Below are 15,101 nucleotides of genomic sequence, written 5' to 3'. Positions count from 1 at the left end.
GAAACGTCCGCTGAGCGAACGAAACCGCGCCGAAATCTGGTGAAGAACTAACGTGCGCGACGAGCCAACCGCTCCGAATCGCTGATCAGCACGCTCTTACCCTCCAACCGGATCCACCCGCGGTGGGCGAAATCGGCGAGGGCCTTGTTCACGGTCTCCCGGGAGGCGCCGACCAACTGGGCGATCTCCTCCTGGGTGAGGTCGTGGGTGACGCGCAATGCGCCACCTTCCTGGGTGCCGAAGCGCTGGGCCAGCTGCAGCAGCTGCTTGGCCACCCGGCCGGGCACGTCGGTGAAGATCAGGTCGGCGAGGTTGTTGTTGGTGCGCCGCAGGCGACGGGCCAGCACGCGCAACAGCTGCTCGGCGATCTCGGGACGGTCGGCGATCCAGGCGCGCAGCGCCTCACGGTCCATCGACACCGCACGCACCTCGGTGATGGTGGTGGCGCTGGAGGTCCGGGGGCCCGGGTCGAAGATCGACAGCTCACCGAACATGTCCGACGGGCCCATGATCGTCAGCAGGTTCTCCCGGCCATCGGGGGAACGTCGGCCGATCTTCACCTTGCCGGAGGTGATGATGTAAAGCCGGTCACCGGGCTCGCCCTCGGCGAACACCGTATGTCCGCGCGGAAAGTCGACGGGCTGCAGCTGTTTGGTCAGCGCAGCGACCGCGGTGGGTTCTACCCCTTGGAAGATTCCGGCCCTGGCCAGGATCTCGTCCACGTTGCCCCTCTTAAGCTCATCCAGTGATATGACATGCACACGCCAACCGACTAGCTGGTTAGCGCATTCAGTCTAGTGGTTGGCATGTCGGCGACGAGCCAACGCTACACACGATTGGCCTGGCGGGTCGCCGGAAACTGCGGATTGGCCCGCCGCGCAGGTGCGGGGCGAGTCGGCAATCCGGCGTATTCCAGCGGCGCCTGCCGGATCGGTTGGGTGCGCTCGCGAACGTCGGTGCGGCGAACTGCCGCCGTATCGCGCTCGAGGCCCGACTCCAGGCGCTCGAGCCCGAAGGTCGCCAGCATGAGCAACCCCGGGATGAAGCACACCAGCAACCACGACACATCGAAGAGTAAACACGCTGAACATCTCGGTGGGATCACGTTTTGTCACCGGTCGGCACCGGCCCGTCAGGGCTCGTCAGAGGCACCGTCAGTACCCTTGTCCGGGTGACCGCCAGCACCGCCCGGAGCAAATCGCAGGCCGCCTGGGATCGAGAGACCCACCTCGGCCTGGTGCGCCGCGCGCGCCGGATGAACCGAACGCTGGCGGTGGCCTTCCCGTACGTCTACTGCGAGCTGGACTTCACCAACCCGTTGGAACTCACGGTCGCCACCATCCTGTCCGCGCAGTGCACCGACAAGCGGGTCAACCTGACCACCCCGGCGTTGTTCGCGCGGTACCGCAGCGCGCTGGACTACGCGCAGGCCGACCGCGCCGAGCTCGAAGAACTGATCCGGCCGACCGGGTTCTACCGGAACAAGGCCACCTCGCTGATCAATCTGGGCACCGAACTGGAGGCGCGTTTCGACGGTGAGGTGCCGCGCACGCTGGAGGAATTGGTCACGCTGCCGGGTATCGGGCGCAAGACCGCCAATGTGGTGCTCGGCAACGCGTTCGACATCCCCGGAATCACGGTCGACACCCATTTCGGGCGGTTGGTGCGGCGCTGGCGCTGGACCGCTGAGGAAGATCCGGTGAAGGTCGAGCACGCCGTCGGCGAGCTGATCGAACGGCGCGAGTGGACCCTGCTCAGCCACCGGGTGATCTTTCACGGTCGCCGCGTCTGCCACGCGAGACGACCCGCGTGCGGGGTGTGCGTGCTGGCCAAGGACTGTCCTTCCTATGGCGCGGGCCCGACCGACAAGGCGACCGCGGCGGCCCTGGTGAAGGGACCGGAGACCGACCATCTGCTGGCACTGGCCGGGTTGTGAGCCGTTCGGCGCGGTGGACCGTAGCGGTCCTGATCGTCTTCGTCGCCCTCGGCTACGCGCTGTGGCGGGAGCTGGGCGTCACCGAACCCGGTCCCACCGGATCCGTTGCATCCCAGGCCCCCGCCGCGCGTGATCACCGGGCCGCCGACACCCCGGAGGCGCTGGCCGGGCCGAGGCAGCGGGCGGATCTGCCGCCCTGCCCCGCAGGTACCGGGGACGGACCCGAGCCGCTGCGCGGGATCACCCTCGAATGCGCGGGAGACGGCACGTCCGTCGATGTCGCGGCGGCGTTGGCAGGCGGGCCGGTGGTGCTCAACCTGTGGGCCTACTGGTGCGGCCCGTGCGCCGACGAACTGCCCGCATTGCAGGAGTATCAACGCCGGATGGGTGAGCGGGTGATGGTGGTGACGGTGCATCAGGACGAGAACGAATCCGCCGGTCTGCTGCGGTTGGCCGAGCTCGGGGTGCGGTTGCCGACGCTGCAGGACGGCCGCCGGTTGGTCGCCGCGGCGCTCAAGGTTCCCAACGTGATGCCTGCCACCGTGGTGCTGCGCGCGGACGGTAGCGTGGCCGAAATTCTGCCGCGACCGTTCGCCGACGCCGACGAGATTGCCGCGGCGGTGAATCCGTTGATAGGGGTGCCCGTTGGTTGAGCTCTCCCCGGACGCCGCGCCGGGCTGGCTGCGTCCGTTGCTCGACAACGTCGCCGCCGTGCCCTCCGCCTACCGAAACCGCACACCCGCCGACGTGCTGGCCGCGATCAACTCCGCCAATGCCGCGGCGACGCGGGCCGGGACCAAACGCGACGCCGCCGTGCTGGTGCTGTTCTCCGGACCCGCCGACGCGCCGAGCGGTTATCCGCCGCGTGGCGATTTCGGCGGCCCGCCGCGTGGCGATTTCGGCGGCCCGCCGCCGGAAACCGACCTGTTGGTCACCGTCCGCGCATCCTCGCTGCGTAACCATTCCGGGCAGGCCGCTTTCCCCGGCGGCGTGTCCGACCCCGAGGACGACGGTCCGGTGGCGACCGCGCTGCGCGAGGCCCGTGAGGAGACCGGGGTGGACACCACCCGCCTGACGCCGCTGGCCGTCCTGGATCGGATGTTCATCCCCCCGACGGGCTTTCATGTGGTGCCGGTGCTGGCGTACTCGCCTGATCCCGGCCCGGTCCGCGTTGTCGATCCGGCCGAGGCCGCCATCGTGGCGCGGGTTCCGCTGCGGGCGTTCATCAATCCGGAGAACCGGTTGATGGTGTACCGCCAGGCCAATACCAGCCGTTTCGCCGGGCCGGCCTTCCTGCTCAACCAGATGCTGGTGTGGGGCTTCACCGGCCAGGTGATCTCGGCACTGCTGGACGTCGCGGGGTGGGCACAACCGTGGAATACCGACGACGTGCGCGAACTGGAGGAGGCAATGGCCTTGGTGTCGTCGCCAAGCCAGTACGGTGAAGCCCAACGATGACTCCCGCACAGTGGCTTGACCTCGCAATCCTTGCCGTCGCCTTCGTGGCCGCGGTGTCCGGCTGGCGCTCCGGCGCACTCGGATCGCTGTTGTCCTTCATCGGCGTCGTCCTGGGTGCGGTCGCCGGTGTGTTGTTGGCACCTCATCTGGTCGGCAACATCGACGGGCCCCGCACCAAGCTGTTCGCCACCCTCTTCCTGATCCTGGCGCTGGTCGTGATCGGCGAGATCGCCGGTGTGGTGCTCGGCAGGGCCGTGCGTGGTGCGTTACGCAATCCGGTGCTGCGCTTCGTCGACTCGATCATCGGGTCGGCGTTGCAGTTGGTGACGGTGCTGATCGCGGCGTGGTTGCTGGCCTCGCCGCTGACCAGCCAGCCCACCCTGGCCGGCGCGGTGCGCGGCTCCAAGGTGCTCACCGAGGTCAACAATCTGGCGCCGGAATGGCTGCAGAAGGTGCCTGCCCGGTTGGCCGGATTACTGGACACCTCGGGTCTTCCCGCGGTGCTGGAACCGTTCAGCCGCACGCCGGTCGTGGCGGTCGACGCACCCGATGCGGCGTTGGCGACCTCGCCGGTGGTGCAGTCCGTCCGCGGCAGTGTGGTCAAGATCCGCGGTGTCGCGCCCAGCTGCCAGAAGGTGTTGGAGGGCAGCGGATTCGTCATCGCGCCCAACCGGGTGATGTCCAATGCCCACGTGGTCGCCGGCGCGGAGACGGTCACCGTCGAGGTCAACGGTGAGACCTACGACGCCACCGTGGTCTCCTACGACCCGAACCAGGACATCTCGATCCTTGCGGTGCCGGAGCTGCCGTCGGTGCCGTTGGTCTTCGACGATTCCGAGGCCGCGCCGAGCACCGATGCCATCGTCATGGGGTATCCCGGCGGCGGCGATTTCACGGCAACCCCGGCGCGGGTGCGCGAGACGATCGAACTCAACGGTCCCGACATCTACAACTCGACGACGGTGAACCGGACGGTGTACACCATCCGCGGCACGGTCAAGCAGGGTAATTCGGGTGGCCCGATGGTCGACAAGGACGGCAAGGTCCTCGGCGTCGTCTTCGGTGCCGCCGTCGATGACGCCGACACCGGTTTCGTGCTGACCGCCGAGCAGGTGCTGCCGCAGCGCATGCAGGTGGGTAACACCGCGCCGGTGCCGACCGGCGTCTGCATCGGTCAGGCCGGGTAGACCGCGCCCAGGAACTCGGCGAGCGCGGTGTTGACCACCCGCGGGTTCTCCTCGTGTGCGAAATGCCCTGCGCCGTCGACGTGTTCGAATCGGCCATCGGGTGCATACGGCCGCGACCGGCGCACCGGATCGGCCAGGACGTAGGGGTCGGCCGCGCCGCGCAGATGCAGCAGCGGGATATCTATCGGCTGGGCCATCGAGCGCATGAACCTGCGGCCCTCGCCGCGGATCTGGCTGCGCATCGCCCAGCGTTGATACTCCAGGGTCGAATGGACCGCTCCCGGGATCTGGATCGCCTGCCGCAGATGGCGCATGGTCACGGCGAAGTCTTCGGTGGCGACCCAGCCGTGGCCGGCGCGGTCTCGGACGATCCGTTCCAGTTCGGCGGCGTTGTGTCGGGTCAGCTTGTGTTCGGGCCAGCGCGGCAGCTGGTAGCGCAGCAGCCAGGGCAGCAGCGCGCGGCGCTGGGCGGAGTCGGCCACCACCGACGAGCGCAGCGCGACGGGGTGCGGTGAGCTGATCAGGGCGACGGCGTCGACCATCCGCGGGTGCAACTGGGCCGTCGCCCAACAGACCAGACCGCCGTCGGCGTGTCCGACCAGGGTGGCCGAGTTGTGGCCGAGTGCGCGGACCAGACCCGCGGTGTCCCCGGCCAATGTCCAGCCGTCGTAACCGCGCGGCGGTTTGTCGCTGTCGCCGTAACCGCGCAGATCGACCGCGACGACCCGATGGTCGGACCGACCGTGCAGCTGGTGGCGCCACGACCACCAGAACGAGCCGAAACCGTGCAACAGGATGACAAGTGGGCGATCGGCCCGCCCGCGGCCCTCGGTCTCGGGGGATTCCTCGGCCTCCACGACGTGGAAGCGAATACCGTTGGCGTGGACCTGAAAATGGCGCCAGGGCCCATCGATGCGGACCACCGACGGGTCCGGCCGCGCCATCATGGCGAAGCGGCTACCAGCCGGAGGGGTCGGTGGTGATGGCCGGCTTGGCGGCCTCGGCGGGCTTGTCCGCGCCCGGGGTCAGCGCCTCCTTGGTCTCCTTGACCGAGGCGATGGTTTCGCGCGGCCCGCGGATGCGCCGCACCTTCAAATAGCCGAGCAGCGCCAGTGCGATGGTGACCAGCACCATGACGCCGAACACGATCAGGAAGGCAGCCCAGCGCCACAGCCAGGTATCCAGCAGCTCGGCAATGAAGAAGAAGAGGAAGAAGGTCGAGTAGAACAACACGACCAGGGCCGCGATGAAGAACAGGCTGCCGGTCAGGCCCTTCTTCACATCGCGGGTGATCTCGGCCTTGGCGAGTTCCACCTCGGCGCGCACCAGGGTGGAAACCTGTGCGGTCGCATCCTTGACCAGATCTCCGATGGAGGGGTCGGCCTTGGGGGCGTGCGGGTCGACGAGCGGAATCGACGTCACAGTGGCAGGCACGCCGTTCTTGCGGTCGCTGGTGCTCATAGGAGGCTATGTTGCCATGTTCTGAGGCGAGCGAAGCGACGGGGAGAGATCTGAGGCGAGCGAAGCGACGGGGAGAGATCTGAGGCGAGCGAAGCGACGGGGAGAGATCTCAGGGCGAGCGAAGCGACGGGGAGAGGGCTCCAGTCCGAGGAGGTGGCGGCTCCGCCACATAGAATGGCGGCCAGCCGAGGAACGGGGAGATGTTGAGACACCGCTGGCAGTCCATTGCGCGCACTGTTTCGCTCGCGGTCCTGGCGCCCGTGGCGGTCGCGCTGAGCCCGGTGGCACATGCCGACGGCCCGGTTCCGCTCGGCGGCGGATCGGGGATCGTCATCGACGGTCACGCCTACTGCACACTCACCGCCATCGGCCACGACTCCGCGGGCAAGTTGATCGGGTTCACCTCGGCGCACTGCGGCGGGCCGGGCGCGGTGGTCGCCGCCGAAGGCGTGCCGACGGCGGGAACGCTCGGCGTCATGGTCGCCGGTAATGACAACCTGGACTATGCGGTCATCGAATTCGACCCGCAGCGGGTGCAACCGGTGAACACGGTCAAGGGATTCCGGATCGACGGGCTGGGACCGGACCCGTCGTTCGGCGAAGTGGCCTGCAAGCTGGGTCGCACGACCGGCTACTCGTGCGGTGTGACGTGGGGTCCCGGTCAGGATCCGGGCACCATCCTCAACCAGGTCTGCGGCCAGCCCGGTGATTCCGGGGCGCCGGTGACGGTCAACAACAGACTGGTCGGCATGATCCACGGCGCGTTCACCGAGGACCTGCCGACGTGCGTGACGCAGTACATCCCGCTGCACACCCCGGCGGTCACCATGTCGATGTCCTCGGTGCTCACCGATATCGCCACCAAGAATCGGCCAGGCGCCGGCTTCGTGCCGATCGCCTGACCGAATTCCGGCGGCTACTTGCTGGCGCGGATCGCCTCGAAGACGCTGGGGTCGACCAGGGTCGAGGTGTCACCGAGTTCGCGGCCCTCGGCCACATCGCGCAGCAGTCGGCGCATGATCTTGCCGCTGCGGGTCTTGGGAAGTTCCGGGACGACGTGGATCTCCCGAGGTTTGGCGATCGGGGAGATCTCCTTGGAGACTTCGGCGCGCAGCTCGTCGACCATCTGCTCGTGGGACAGTTCGGCGGCGTGGCTCTTGAGGATGACGAACGCGCAGATGCCCTGGCCGGTGTGCTCGTCGGTGGCACCGACGACGGCGGCCTCGGCCACCCCGGCGTGCCCGACGAGTGCGGATTCCACCTCGGCGGTCGAGATGCGGTGTCCGGACACGTTCATCACATCGTCGATGCGGCCCAGCACCCAGATCTCACCGTCGCTGCCGTAGCGTGCGCCGTCGCCGGCGAAGTACCAGCCCTGCTCGGCGAAGCGCGACCAGTACGTTTCCTTGAACCGTTCGTCGTCACCCCAGATGCCGCGCAGCATCGACGGCCACGGCTTGTCCAGCACCAGGTATCCGGTGGTCTGCTCGGCACCGTCGACGGCGCGGGCGAGATCGTTGCCGTCGTCGTCGACGATCTTGGCCGAGATGCCGGGCAGCGGTGTCATCGCCGAACCGGGCTTGCAGTGGGTGACCCCGGGCAGCGGGGAGATCATGATCGCCCCGGTCTCGGTCTGCCACCAGGTGTCCACGATCGGGGTCTTGTCGGCGCCGAACACCAGCCGGTACCACCGCCACGCCTCGGGGTTGATCGGTTCACCCACCGAGCCCAGCAGGCGGATGCTGGACAGGTCGTGTTCGAAGGCGAGCTCGCGGCCCCACTTCATGAAGGTCCGGACCACCGTGGGAGCGGTGTAATAGATGGATACGCCGTACTTTTCGATGACCTGGAAGTGCCGGTGCTCGTCCGGGGACGCCGGCGTGCCCTCGTAGACCACCTGCGTGGCTCCGTTGGACAGCGGTCCGTACACGATGTAGGTGTGGCCGGTCACCCAGCCGATATCGGCTGTGCACCAATAGACGTCGGTCTCGGGCTTGAGGTCGAAGACGACCGAGTGCGTGTAGGACGCCTGGGTCAGGTACCCGCCCGAGGTGTGCACGATGCCCTTGGGCTTGCCGGTGGTCCCGGAGGTGTACAGCAGGAACAGCGGGTGCTCGGAGTCGAAGGACTCGTGGGCGTGTTCGACCGATGCCTTGGGCACCGTTTCGTCCCACCACAGGTCGCGGCCCTGGGTCCACGGCACGTCGATCCCGGTGCGGCGCACCACGAGAACATGCTCGACGGGGCTGCCGGAGCCGAGGCCTTCCAATGCCTCGTCGACACCCGTCTTCAGCGGTGCGGCCTTGCCCCGGCGGTACTGGCCGTCGGAGGTGATGACGATCTTGGCCTGGGCATCCTCGATGCGGGCCTTGAGCGCCGAGGCGGAGAAGCCGGCGAACACGACCGAATGCATCGCGCCCAGCCGTGCGCAGGCCAGCATCGCGATGATCGCCTCGGGCACCATCGGCATGTAGATGGCCACCCGGTCGCCTGTGGTCAGGCCGAGTTCGGCGAGCGTGTTGGCGGCTTGGTTGACCTCGTCTTGGAGCTGGGCGTAGGTGATGGTGCGCGCGTCGCCGACGGGCTCGCCCTCCCAGTGGATGGCGACCCGGTCACCATTGCCGGCCTCGACGTGGCGGTCCACACAGTTGTAGGCGACGTTGAGCTTGCCGCCGACGAACCACTTGGCGAACGGCGCGTTCGACCAGTCCAGCACCTCGGTGAACGGGGTGCCCCAGGACAGTCGGTCGGCCTGGGTGGCCCAGAACGCCAGTCGGTCGGCCTCGGCCTGATCGTAGAGATCGCTCGTGGCGTTGGCATTGGCCGCGAACTCGGCGGGCGGGGGATAGGCTGAGGGCACGCCGGTCTGCGTCGCTGTCGTCTCGCTCATGGGTGTGAGCGTAGTCACCGAAGGTTGCAGCGGCGTTGGAGCGTCACAAGATGCGCTGCGGACGGCTGTCGAACTGCGCCGAACGTCGGGGATTGCAGGCTCAGCGGTCGGCTAGCGTTGTTCGGATGACCGACGAGCGCTCGCGCAAGGAGCCGAACAACACCGATCCACTCGCCCCGCTGGTGGCTCTGGAAGGTGTTGCCGCCGCCGGTGACGAGGCGCGCGAGGCGCTCGGCCGGGCCCATCGGCACCGCACCAATCTGCGGGGCTGGCCGGCGACCGCGGCGGAGGCGGCCCTGCGCGCGGCGCGCGCGAGCTCGGTGCTCGACGGCGGCTCACTGAATCTGTCCGAGTCCGGCGAACCCGATGCGGTGCTGGCCGGGGCATTGCGGGTGTCCGAGGCGTTGGAAGGTGGCGCGACCGCGCTGACGCAGGTGTGGCAGCGGGCGCCGCTGCAGGCGTTGGCCCGGTTGCACTCGCTGGCGGCGGCGGACCTGGTCGAGGACGACCGGTTGGGTAGGCCGCGCTCGGCGCCGGAGGTGGGTCCACGGCTGGAGATGCTGGCCGAACTGGTCACCGGCGGCACATCGGTGCCCGCCTTCGTGCTGGCCGCCGTCGCGCACGGTGAACTGTTGACCCTGGAGCCCTTCGGTTCGGCCGACGGTGTGGTGGCCCGCGCGGTGTCGCGACTGATCACGATGTCCAGCGGGCTGGATCCGCACGGACTCGGTGTGCCGGAGATGTTCTGGATGAAGCAGTCCGGGAACTACCGGGCCGCCGCGCGTGGGTTCGCCTCGGGCACGCCGAACGGATTGGGTGCCTGGCTGGTATTGAGCAGTCAGGCGCTGCACGCCGGAGCGCGGGAGGCACTGTCGATTGCGGAGGCCGCGCGCGACCAGCCCAGCAAATGAAGCGGGCGACGCTCCGTGACCCACTTGCGTCGGTCACGGCTCGTCGCCCGCTAGCACGGATTCCGGTTACCAAGCGTGCTGAGGTGGGTTGTGTGGGTGGCCTCGGCGTTCTCACGTTGCGCTATGGGCGCAACCCCACCCAAGGGGTTGTCACGTCATTCGCTTTTCGTGATTCCGCAGGCCCACAACGCTTCTGCCTGTATCGCGGCTTGAGCTCCGCGTGGGTTCCGGTGATCCGTGCTAGGAGTTTCGACTCGGGAGATCACACCTTCTCTTCCGGTGTGGCCTTGGCCTTGTCGAGCTCCGTGCACTCCTTTGTACTACGTGACCGCGGTCACAGCAAGGGTCAAACGGGGGTGATTCTCGATCGTTATGAGGACGCTCTCAGCTACCGACGGGTAACGGTGGGCGGCAACAGCTTCCGCAGCAGTGAGTAGGTGAGCGCACCGCCTGCGAGCGCGCTCAGTCCCACCGCGAGCGTGGTCGCCACGGCAGCGCCGGAGGGTGCCGGGAGTCGGTCGCGCAGCGATACCGGCCGGGTGAAGGCCAGCACCGGCCAACCGCGCTGGCCGGCCTCCTTGCGCAGTGCGCGATCGGGGTTGACGACCGAGGGATGTCCGACTGCCTCGAGCATCGGCAGGTCGGTGATCGAGTCCGAGTAGGCGTAGCAGTGCTCCAGCGCGTAGCCCTCGCGGGCGGCCAGTTCCCGGATGGCCTCGACCTTGCCCTCGCCGTAGCAGTAGAAGGCCACCTCCCCGGTGTACTTGCCGTCCTCGACGACCATGCGGGTGGCCATGGCGTGGGTTGCGCCGAGGGCCGCGGCGATCGGCGCGACGATCTCTTCGCCGGATGCCGACACCACGACGACATCGCGCCCGCAGAGCTTGTGGTCGGCGATCAGGTTGGCGGCCTCGTCGAAGACCAACGGGTCGACGATCTCATGCAGGGTTTCGCCGACCACGGATCGCACCTGGTCCACGTCCCAGCCGCTGCACATATCGGTGAGGTAGGTGCGCATCCGATCCATCTGGTCATGGTCGGCGCCGGACATGAGGAACAGAAACTGGGCGTACGAGGACTTGAGTACCGCACGTCTGTTCAAAAGTCCTTGGTCGAAAAAAGGTTTGCTGAAAGCCAAGGTGCTGGATTTCGCGATGACGGTCTTGTCGAGGTCGAAGAACGCCGCGGTGCGAACTGGCTGACCGCCCTGTACTGCGGGATCGGGAGCGGTGGCAAAATCGGCAGAACCATCGGGTACCGTCACAGGTCACAGCATAGGCGCCCGCGACGCGGCAACACTTTCCCAATGCTGGGAAAGTGACAGCTCACGACACCTGTCGCAATCTGCAGGATTTTCGACATAACCTGCGAATTCGGTCGTCCGCTACTTGCACTGCACGGCGAATCCGTGTGTATAGTGGCAATCACTCGGCCTTAGCCGAGTGTGGATCAGCCCGACCCCCCGGGGCTGATACACGACGACCTCCGCCTCCTCCCCCCCTGGCGGGGGTCGTCCCTTTTTCCGGACTTTTTCCGCCCTCTCCTCGACATCGAGACCTTCCGCGAGGTTGCGGAACGCTGTTTTCAGTCTTTTGGTCTATCCACAATCGCCGGTTCATCCACAGATGTGCGTGCGGCACTGGTGCGGTGCGGGTCGTCCGCACAGGCTGGTGGGGTGACGTCGAACGCAACCCTGCTGGCCGTGGTCGAGCGCAGCTCCCTCCGCGAGGAGATCGACAGGGTGGCCGCCGCCGCCGGCCTGCCGGTGGTGCATGCCGAACGTCCGTCGGGGCGGGCAGCCTGGCTCGGCGCCCGTGCCGTCGTGCTCGACGCCGGGTCCGCACATCGCCTCGCGGAGTTGGATCTGCCGCGACGGGATCGCGTGCTGCTGGTCGGTGAGGACGATGCCGGAGTGTGGGAGTGGCGGGGTGCGGCAGCCGTTGGCGCACAACACTTCTTCAAGCTGCCCGAGCAGGACGAGGACCTCGTCGGCGCCTTCGGTGCCGCGGCCGCCGACCCCGGCCCGGGCGGTCGCGACGGTGGTGTCCTCGCTGTCATCGGTGGGTGCGGCGGTGCGGGCGCCTCACTGTTCGCCACTGCCGTGGCGCAGTCGGCGGATTCGGCACTGCTCGTCGACGCGGATCCGTGGGGCGGAGGCATCGACCTGGCGATGGGCACCGAGGGCGTGCCCGGCCTGCGCTGGCCGGATCTCGCGGTGCGGGCGGGCAGGCTGAGTTTCGACGCACTGCGCGGGGCGTTGCCGACGTCGCGGACGGTGACGGTGTTATCCGGCGGACGCAGCGGTGGGGAGATTGCGGCGGGACCGATATCTGCGGTCGTGGACGCCGGTCGCCGCGCCGGGGTCACGGTGGTCTGTGACATCCCGCGCCGAGCTACGCCGGTGACCGAAACAGCGCTCTGCACGGCGGATCTGGTGGTCGTCATCGCACCTGCCGATGTGCGCTCGGCGGCCGCCACCGGTGCGCTCACCCGGTGGGCGAGGGAGATCAATCCGAATCTCGGTCTGGTGGTGCGCGGGCCGGCGCCCGGGGGGCTGCGGGCTGCGGACCTGGCCGACGGTATCGGTCTGCCGCTTCTTGCGGCGATGCGTCCGCAGCCCGGACTGGCCGGTGCGCTGGAGCGCGGTGGGCTCCGGCTCGCCGCCCGGTCGCCGTTGGCACTCGCCGCCGTGCGGGTGTTGCAGGTGCTGCGCGGACAACCGGTGGGGGCGGGGTCATGAGCGACGCTTGCGAGGACACCGCATGAGCGACTTGATCGAGCGGGTGCGGGAACGCCTCGCCCATGACGGGGCCGCGTTGCGACCGGCGGTGGTCGCCGACGCCATCCGCGCGGAATCCGGTGGCCTGCTCGGTGACACCGAAGTACTCAGCAACATGCGCAGCGTTGCCATCGAGTTGACCGGCGCCGGCCTGCTTGATCCGTTGTTACGTGCCTCGGGGACCACCGATGTCCTTGTCACCGCGCCCGACGCGGTCTGGGTGGACGACGGTAACGGGTTGCGGCGCAGCGGCATCCGCTTCCCCGATGAGGACGCAGTGCGCAGGCTCGCGCAGCGCCTCGCCCTGGCCGCCGGACGCAGGCTGGACGACAGCCAACCCTGGGTCGATGGTCATTTGAGCTGTGTGGGGGTCGATCCCGTCCGGTTGCACGCGGTGCTGCCGCCCGTGGCGGCCGCGGGGACCTGCATCTCGCTGCGGGTGCTCCGACCGGCCCGCCAGGATCTGGCTGCGCTGATCGCCGCTGGTGCGATCGCCGAGCCCGCCGCGGACCTGTTGGCCGGCATCATCGCGGCGCGGCTGGCCTTCCTGGTCTGTGGTGGGACCGGCGCCGGCAAGACCACGCTGCTGTCGGCGCTGCTGGGGACGGTGGCCGACACCGAACGTCTCGTCTGCGTGGAGGATGCGGCCGAGCTCGCGCCCCAACACCCGCATGTGGTGAAGCTGGTCGCCCGCGGCCCCAACGTCGAGGGCGTGGGTGCGGTGACGGTACGTGACCTCGTTCGTCAGGCACTGCGGATGCGGCCGGACCGGATCGTGGTCGGCGAGGTGCGTGGCGCCGAGGTGGTGGACCTGTTGACCGCGCTGAACACCGGTCATGACGGCGGCGCGGGCACCGTGCACGCCAACAGCGCAGCCGAGGTTCCCGCGCGGCTGGAGGCGTTGGCCGGGCTCGGTGGACTGGACCGCACCGCGCTGCACAGCCAGCTGGCCGCCGCGATCCAGGTCGTCGTGCACGTCGGGCGCGACCGCGACGGGATCCGGCGGGTGCGCGAGATCGCCGTCGTAGAACGCGATCATGATGGCTGGGTAGGCGCGCGCACCGCCTGGCAGCTGCGGCGCGGGTTCGGCGACGGGATCGACGCGCTGCGCCACCTGTTCGAGGATGCGGGCATCCGATGACGGTGGCGGTGATCCTGTTGGCGGCGGCGCTGCTCGTCTTGCCGACGCCGGCCGGTCACCGACTCGGGCCTCGGAGGCGACCTCGTCGACGACGGCGGATCTCACCGGCGTGGCTCGGTGCACCCGCAACCGTGCTCGCGATGCTCTGGTGGGAGCCGACGGTCGTTCTGGCATGTCTCCTGGTGGCGGCCACCGTGGCTCACCGGCGTCGGCGCGCGGCGTGCCGACGGGCGGCCGTCGCGGAGGCGCTGCAACTGCGCGATGCGCTGGACGTCCTGGTCGGAGAGCTCAGGGTCGGCGCGCACCCCGTGGCCGCGCTCAGCGCGGCGGCCGGTGAGGTCGGCGGTCAGGTCGGGGACCGCCTGAGGACCGTCTCGGCGCACGGGCGTCTCGGCGCCGATATCGCCATCGGGTTGAGTTCGGTGGCCGAGACCTCCGCCATCCCCGCGCAATGGCGACGGCTGGCGCTCTGCTGGCAGTTGGCCCACCATCACGGCCTCGCGGTCGCCACGCTGCTTCGCGCCGCGCAGCACGACATCGTCGAGCGCGACAGGTTCCGGCTGCGGCTGGACGCCGGACTGGCCGGACCGCGCACCACCGCCGCGGTACTGGCCGGGATGCCGGTACTGGGAATCCTGCTGGGACAGCTGATCGGAGCCGAGCCGGTGCGGTTCCTGGTCGCCGGCGGGCCCGGCGGGGTCATCCTGCTGATCGGAGTGGCACTGTCCTGCCTGGGGCTGTACTGGTCGGACCGCATCATCACGGCGGTGGCGTCATGAGCGTGGCCGCGGTGCTACTCGCGGCGGCGGTGCTGATCGGAGCCGGACCCGCACACAGAATGCGGGCACCGATGCGATGCGCGCCGGAGCTGCCCGATGATCCGCTGGCCGCGGCATCGTGTCTGGACGTCCTGGCAGCCTGCCTGTCGGCGGGTATGGCGACCGCGACCGCCGCTGCGGCGGCCGCGCCGCTGGCGCCGGTGCTGCTGCGTGCTCAGCTGATACGCGCGGCCGACCTCCTCGTCCTGGGCGCGGGTTCGGAGCGGGCCTGGGCAGACCCCGGTGGCACCGCCGACCCGCACGGGGCGGTGCTGGCCAGGCTGGCTCGCCGCTCGGCGGTATCGGGTGCGGCACTGGCCGGCGGGATCGCCGAACTGGCCGACCAGGTGCGCATCGACGCGGGTTCGGCCGCCGATGCGGCCGCCGAGCGCGCCTCGGTGTTGATCGCAGGCCCGCTCGGGCTGTGCTATCTGCCCGCCTTCGTCTGCCTGGGAATCGTCCCGGTGGTCGCCGGGCTGGCCGGTGACCTGATGTCAGGCCTGTAACCGATGAGAAGGAG

16 protein-coding genes are annotated in these 15,101 nt (G+C 68.9%); 10 read left to right on the top strand and 6 right to left on the bottom strand.

All coding sequences use genetic code 11. From position 1 onward, the window contains the following. Positions 1-47 precede the first annotated feature (47 nt). Both crp and G154_RS07050 read right to left on the bottom strand, forming a co-directional pair. Positions 48-722: a cAMP-activated global transcriptional regulator CRP gene (crp, locus tag G154_RS07055; RefSeq protein ID WP_019510750.1), complete on the bottom strand. Its 675-nt coding sequence runs from the start codon at positions 720-722 to the stop codon at positions 48-50. A gap of 104 nt (positions 723-826) precedes the next feature. Further along, positions 827-1,066, bottom strand: coding sequence for a hypothetical protein (locus G154_RS07050; protein WP_019510751.1), 240 nt, complete (start codon positions 1,064-1,066; stop codon positions 827-829). Between the two features lie 189 nt (positions 1,067-1,255). On the opposite strand from G154_RS07050, the gene nth reads away from it, so the two are divergent. From nth to marP, 4 genes are read left to right on the top strand one after another with little or no spacing between them, the layout of a single operon-like run. Next, on the top strand, positions 1,256-1,936 hold the full coding sequence (gene nth, locus G154_RS07045) for an endonuclease III (RefSeq protein WP_162269061.1): 681 nt from the start codon (positions 1,256-1,258) through the stop codon (positions 1,934-1,936). Beyond that, complete coding sequence (locus G154_RS07040) at positions 1,933-2,589, top strand: TlpA disulfide reductase family protein (protein ID WP_019510753.1); 657 nt, start codon at positions 1,933-1,935, stop codon at positions 2,587-2,589. The genes nth and G154_RS07040 overlap by 4 nt, the downstream gene beginning before the upstream one ends. Continuing rightward, positions 2,582-3,394, top strand: coding sequence for a CoA pyrophosphatase (locus tag G154_RS07035; protein ID WP_019510754.1), 813 nt, complete (start codon positions 2,582-2,584; stop codon positions 3,392-3,394). Before G154_RS07040 ends, G154_RS07035 begins: the two co-directional genes overlap by 8 nt. Next, entirely contained in the window at positions 3,391-4,581 is a 1,191-nt protein-coding gene (gene marP / locus G154_RS07030) for an acid resistance serine protease MarP (protein WP_019510755.1), read from the top strand. Before G154_RS07035 ends, marP begins: the two co-directional genes overlap by 4 nt. On the opposite strand, the gene G154_RS07025 is transcribed toward marP, so the two are convergent. Then, positions 4,569-5,525, bottom strand: a complete 957-nt coding sequence (locus G154_RS07025; protein ID WP_023986384.1) for an alpha/beta fold hydrolase — start codon at positions 5,523-5,525, stop codon at positions 4,569-4,571. The genes marP and G154_RS07025 overlap by 13 nt on opposite strands. A 13-nt stretch (positions 5,526-5,538) precedes the next feature. Beyond that, a complete protein-coding gene (locus G154_RS07020) occupies positions 5,539-6,042 on the bottom strand; it encodes a phage holin family protein (RefSeq protein ID WP_019510757.1) in 504 nt (167 codons plus the stop codon). A gap of 200 nt (positions 6,043-6,242) precedes the next feature. On the opposite strand from G154_RS07020, the gene G154_RS07015 reads away from it, so the two are divergent. After that, positions 6,243-6,944, top strand: a complete 702-nt coding sequence (locus tag G154_RS07015) for a S1 family peptidase (RefSeq protein ID WP_045546566.1) — start codon at positions 6,243-6,245, stop codon at positions 6,942-6,944. Positions 6,945-6,958: 14 nt separating this feature from the next. On the opposite strand, the gene acs is transcribed toward G154_RS07015, so the two are convergent. After that, positions 6,959-8,932: an acetate--CoA ligase gene (gene acs / locus G154_RS07010; protein WP_019510759.1), complete on the bottom strand. Its 1,974-nt coding sequence runs from the start codon at positions 8,930-8,932 to the stop codon at positions 6,959-6,961. 125 nt (positions 8,933-9,057) lie between these two features. Here acs and G154_RS07005 point away from each other — a divergent pair, with 125 nt between their 5' ends. Beyond that, positions 9,058-9,843, top strand: a complete 786-nt coding sequence (locus tag G154_RS07005) for a hypothetical protein (RefSeq protein ID WP_019510760.1) — start codon at positions 9,058-9,060, stop codon at positions 9,841-9,843. Positions 9,844-10,231: 388 nt separating this feature from the next. Here the strand turns inward: G154_RS07005 and G154_RS07000 are convergent, their stop codons facing one another. Then, on the bottom strand, positions 10,232-11,107 hold the full coding sequence (locus G154_RS07000) for an HAD-IB family hydrolase (protein WP_019510761.1): 876 nt from the start codon (positions 11,105-11,107) through the stop codon (positions 10,232-10,234). 411 nt (positions 11,108-11,518) lie between these two features. Here G154_RS07000 and ssd point away from each other — a divergent pair, with 411 nt between their 5' ends. Genes ssd through G154_RS06980 form a run of 4 tightly spaced genes read left to right on the top strand, consistent with a single transcriptional unit; the run spans position 11,519 to position 15,087 of the window. Next, a complete protein-coding gene (gene ssd, locus G154_RS06995; protein WP_019510762.1) occupies positions 11,519-12,583 on the top strand; it encodes a septum site-determining protein Ssd in 1,065 nt (354 codons plus the stop codon). Positions 12,584-12,605: 22 nt separating this feature from the next. After that, positions 12,606-13,763: a TadA family conjugal transfer-associated ATPase gene (locus G154_RS06990; protein ID WP_019510763.1), complete on the top strand. Its 1,158-nt coding sequence runs from the start codon at positions 12,606-12,608 to the stop codon at positions 13,761-13,763. Further along, entirely contained in the window at positions 13,760-14,542 is a 783-nt protein-coding gene (locus G154_RS06985) for a type II secretion system F family protein (protein ID WP_019510764.1), read from the top strand. Before G154_RS06990 ends, G154_RS06985 begins: the two co-directional genes overlap by 4 nt. Next, positions 14,539-15,087 (top strand): type II secretion system F family protein, encoded by a 549-nt coding sequence (locus G154_RS06980; protein WP_019510765.1) that lies wholly within the window; start codon positions 14,539-14,541, stop codon positions 15,085-15,087. Before G154_RS06985 ends, G154_RS06980 begins: the two co-directional genes overlap by 4 nt. Positions 15,088-15,101 lie beyond the last annotated feature (14 nt).

The sequence above is a fragment of the Mycobacterium sp. VKM Ac-1816D genome, from assembly GCF_000416385.1.
Lineage (GTDB): Bacteria > Actinomycetota > Actinomycetes > Mycobacteriales > Mycobacteriaceae > Mycobacterium > Mycobacterium neoaurum_A.
The sequence above is the reverse complement of the archived record's forward strand: the minus strand, read 5'-3'. Positions and strand labels throughout refer to the sequence as shown.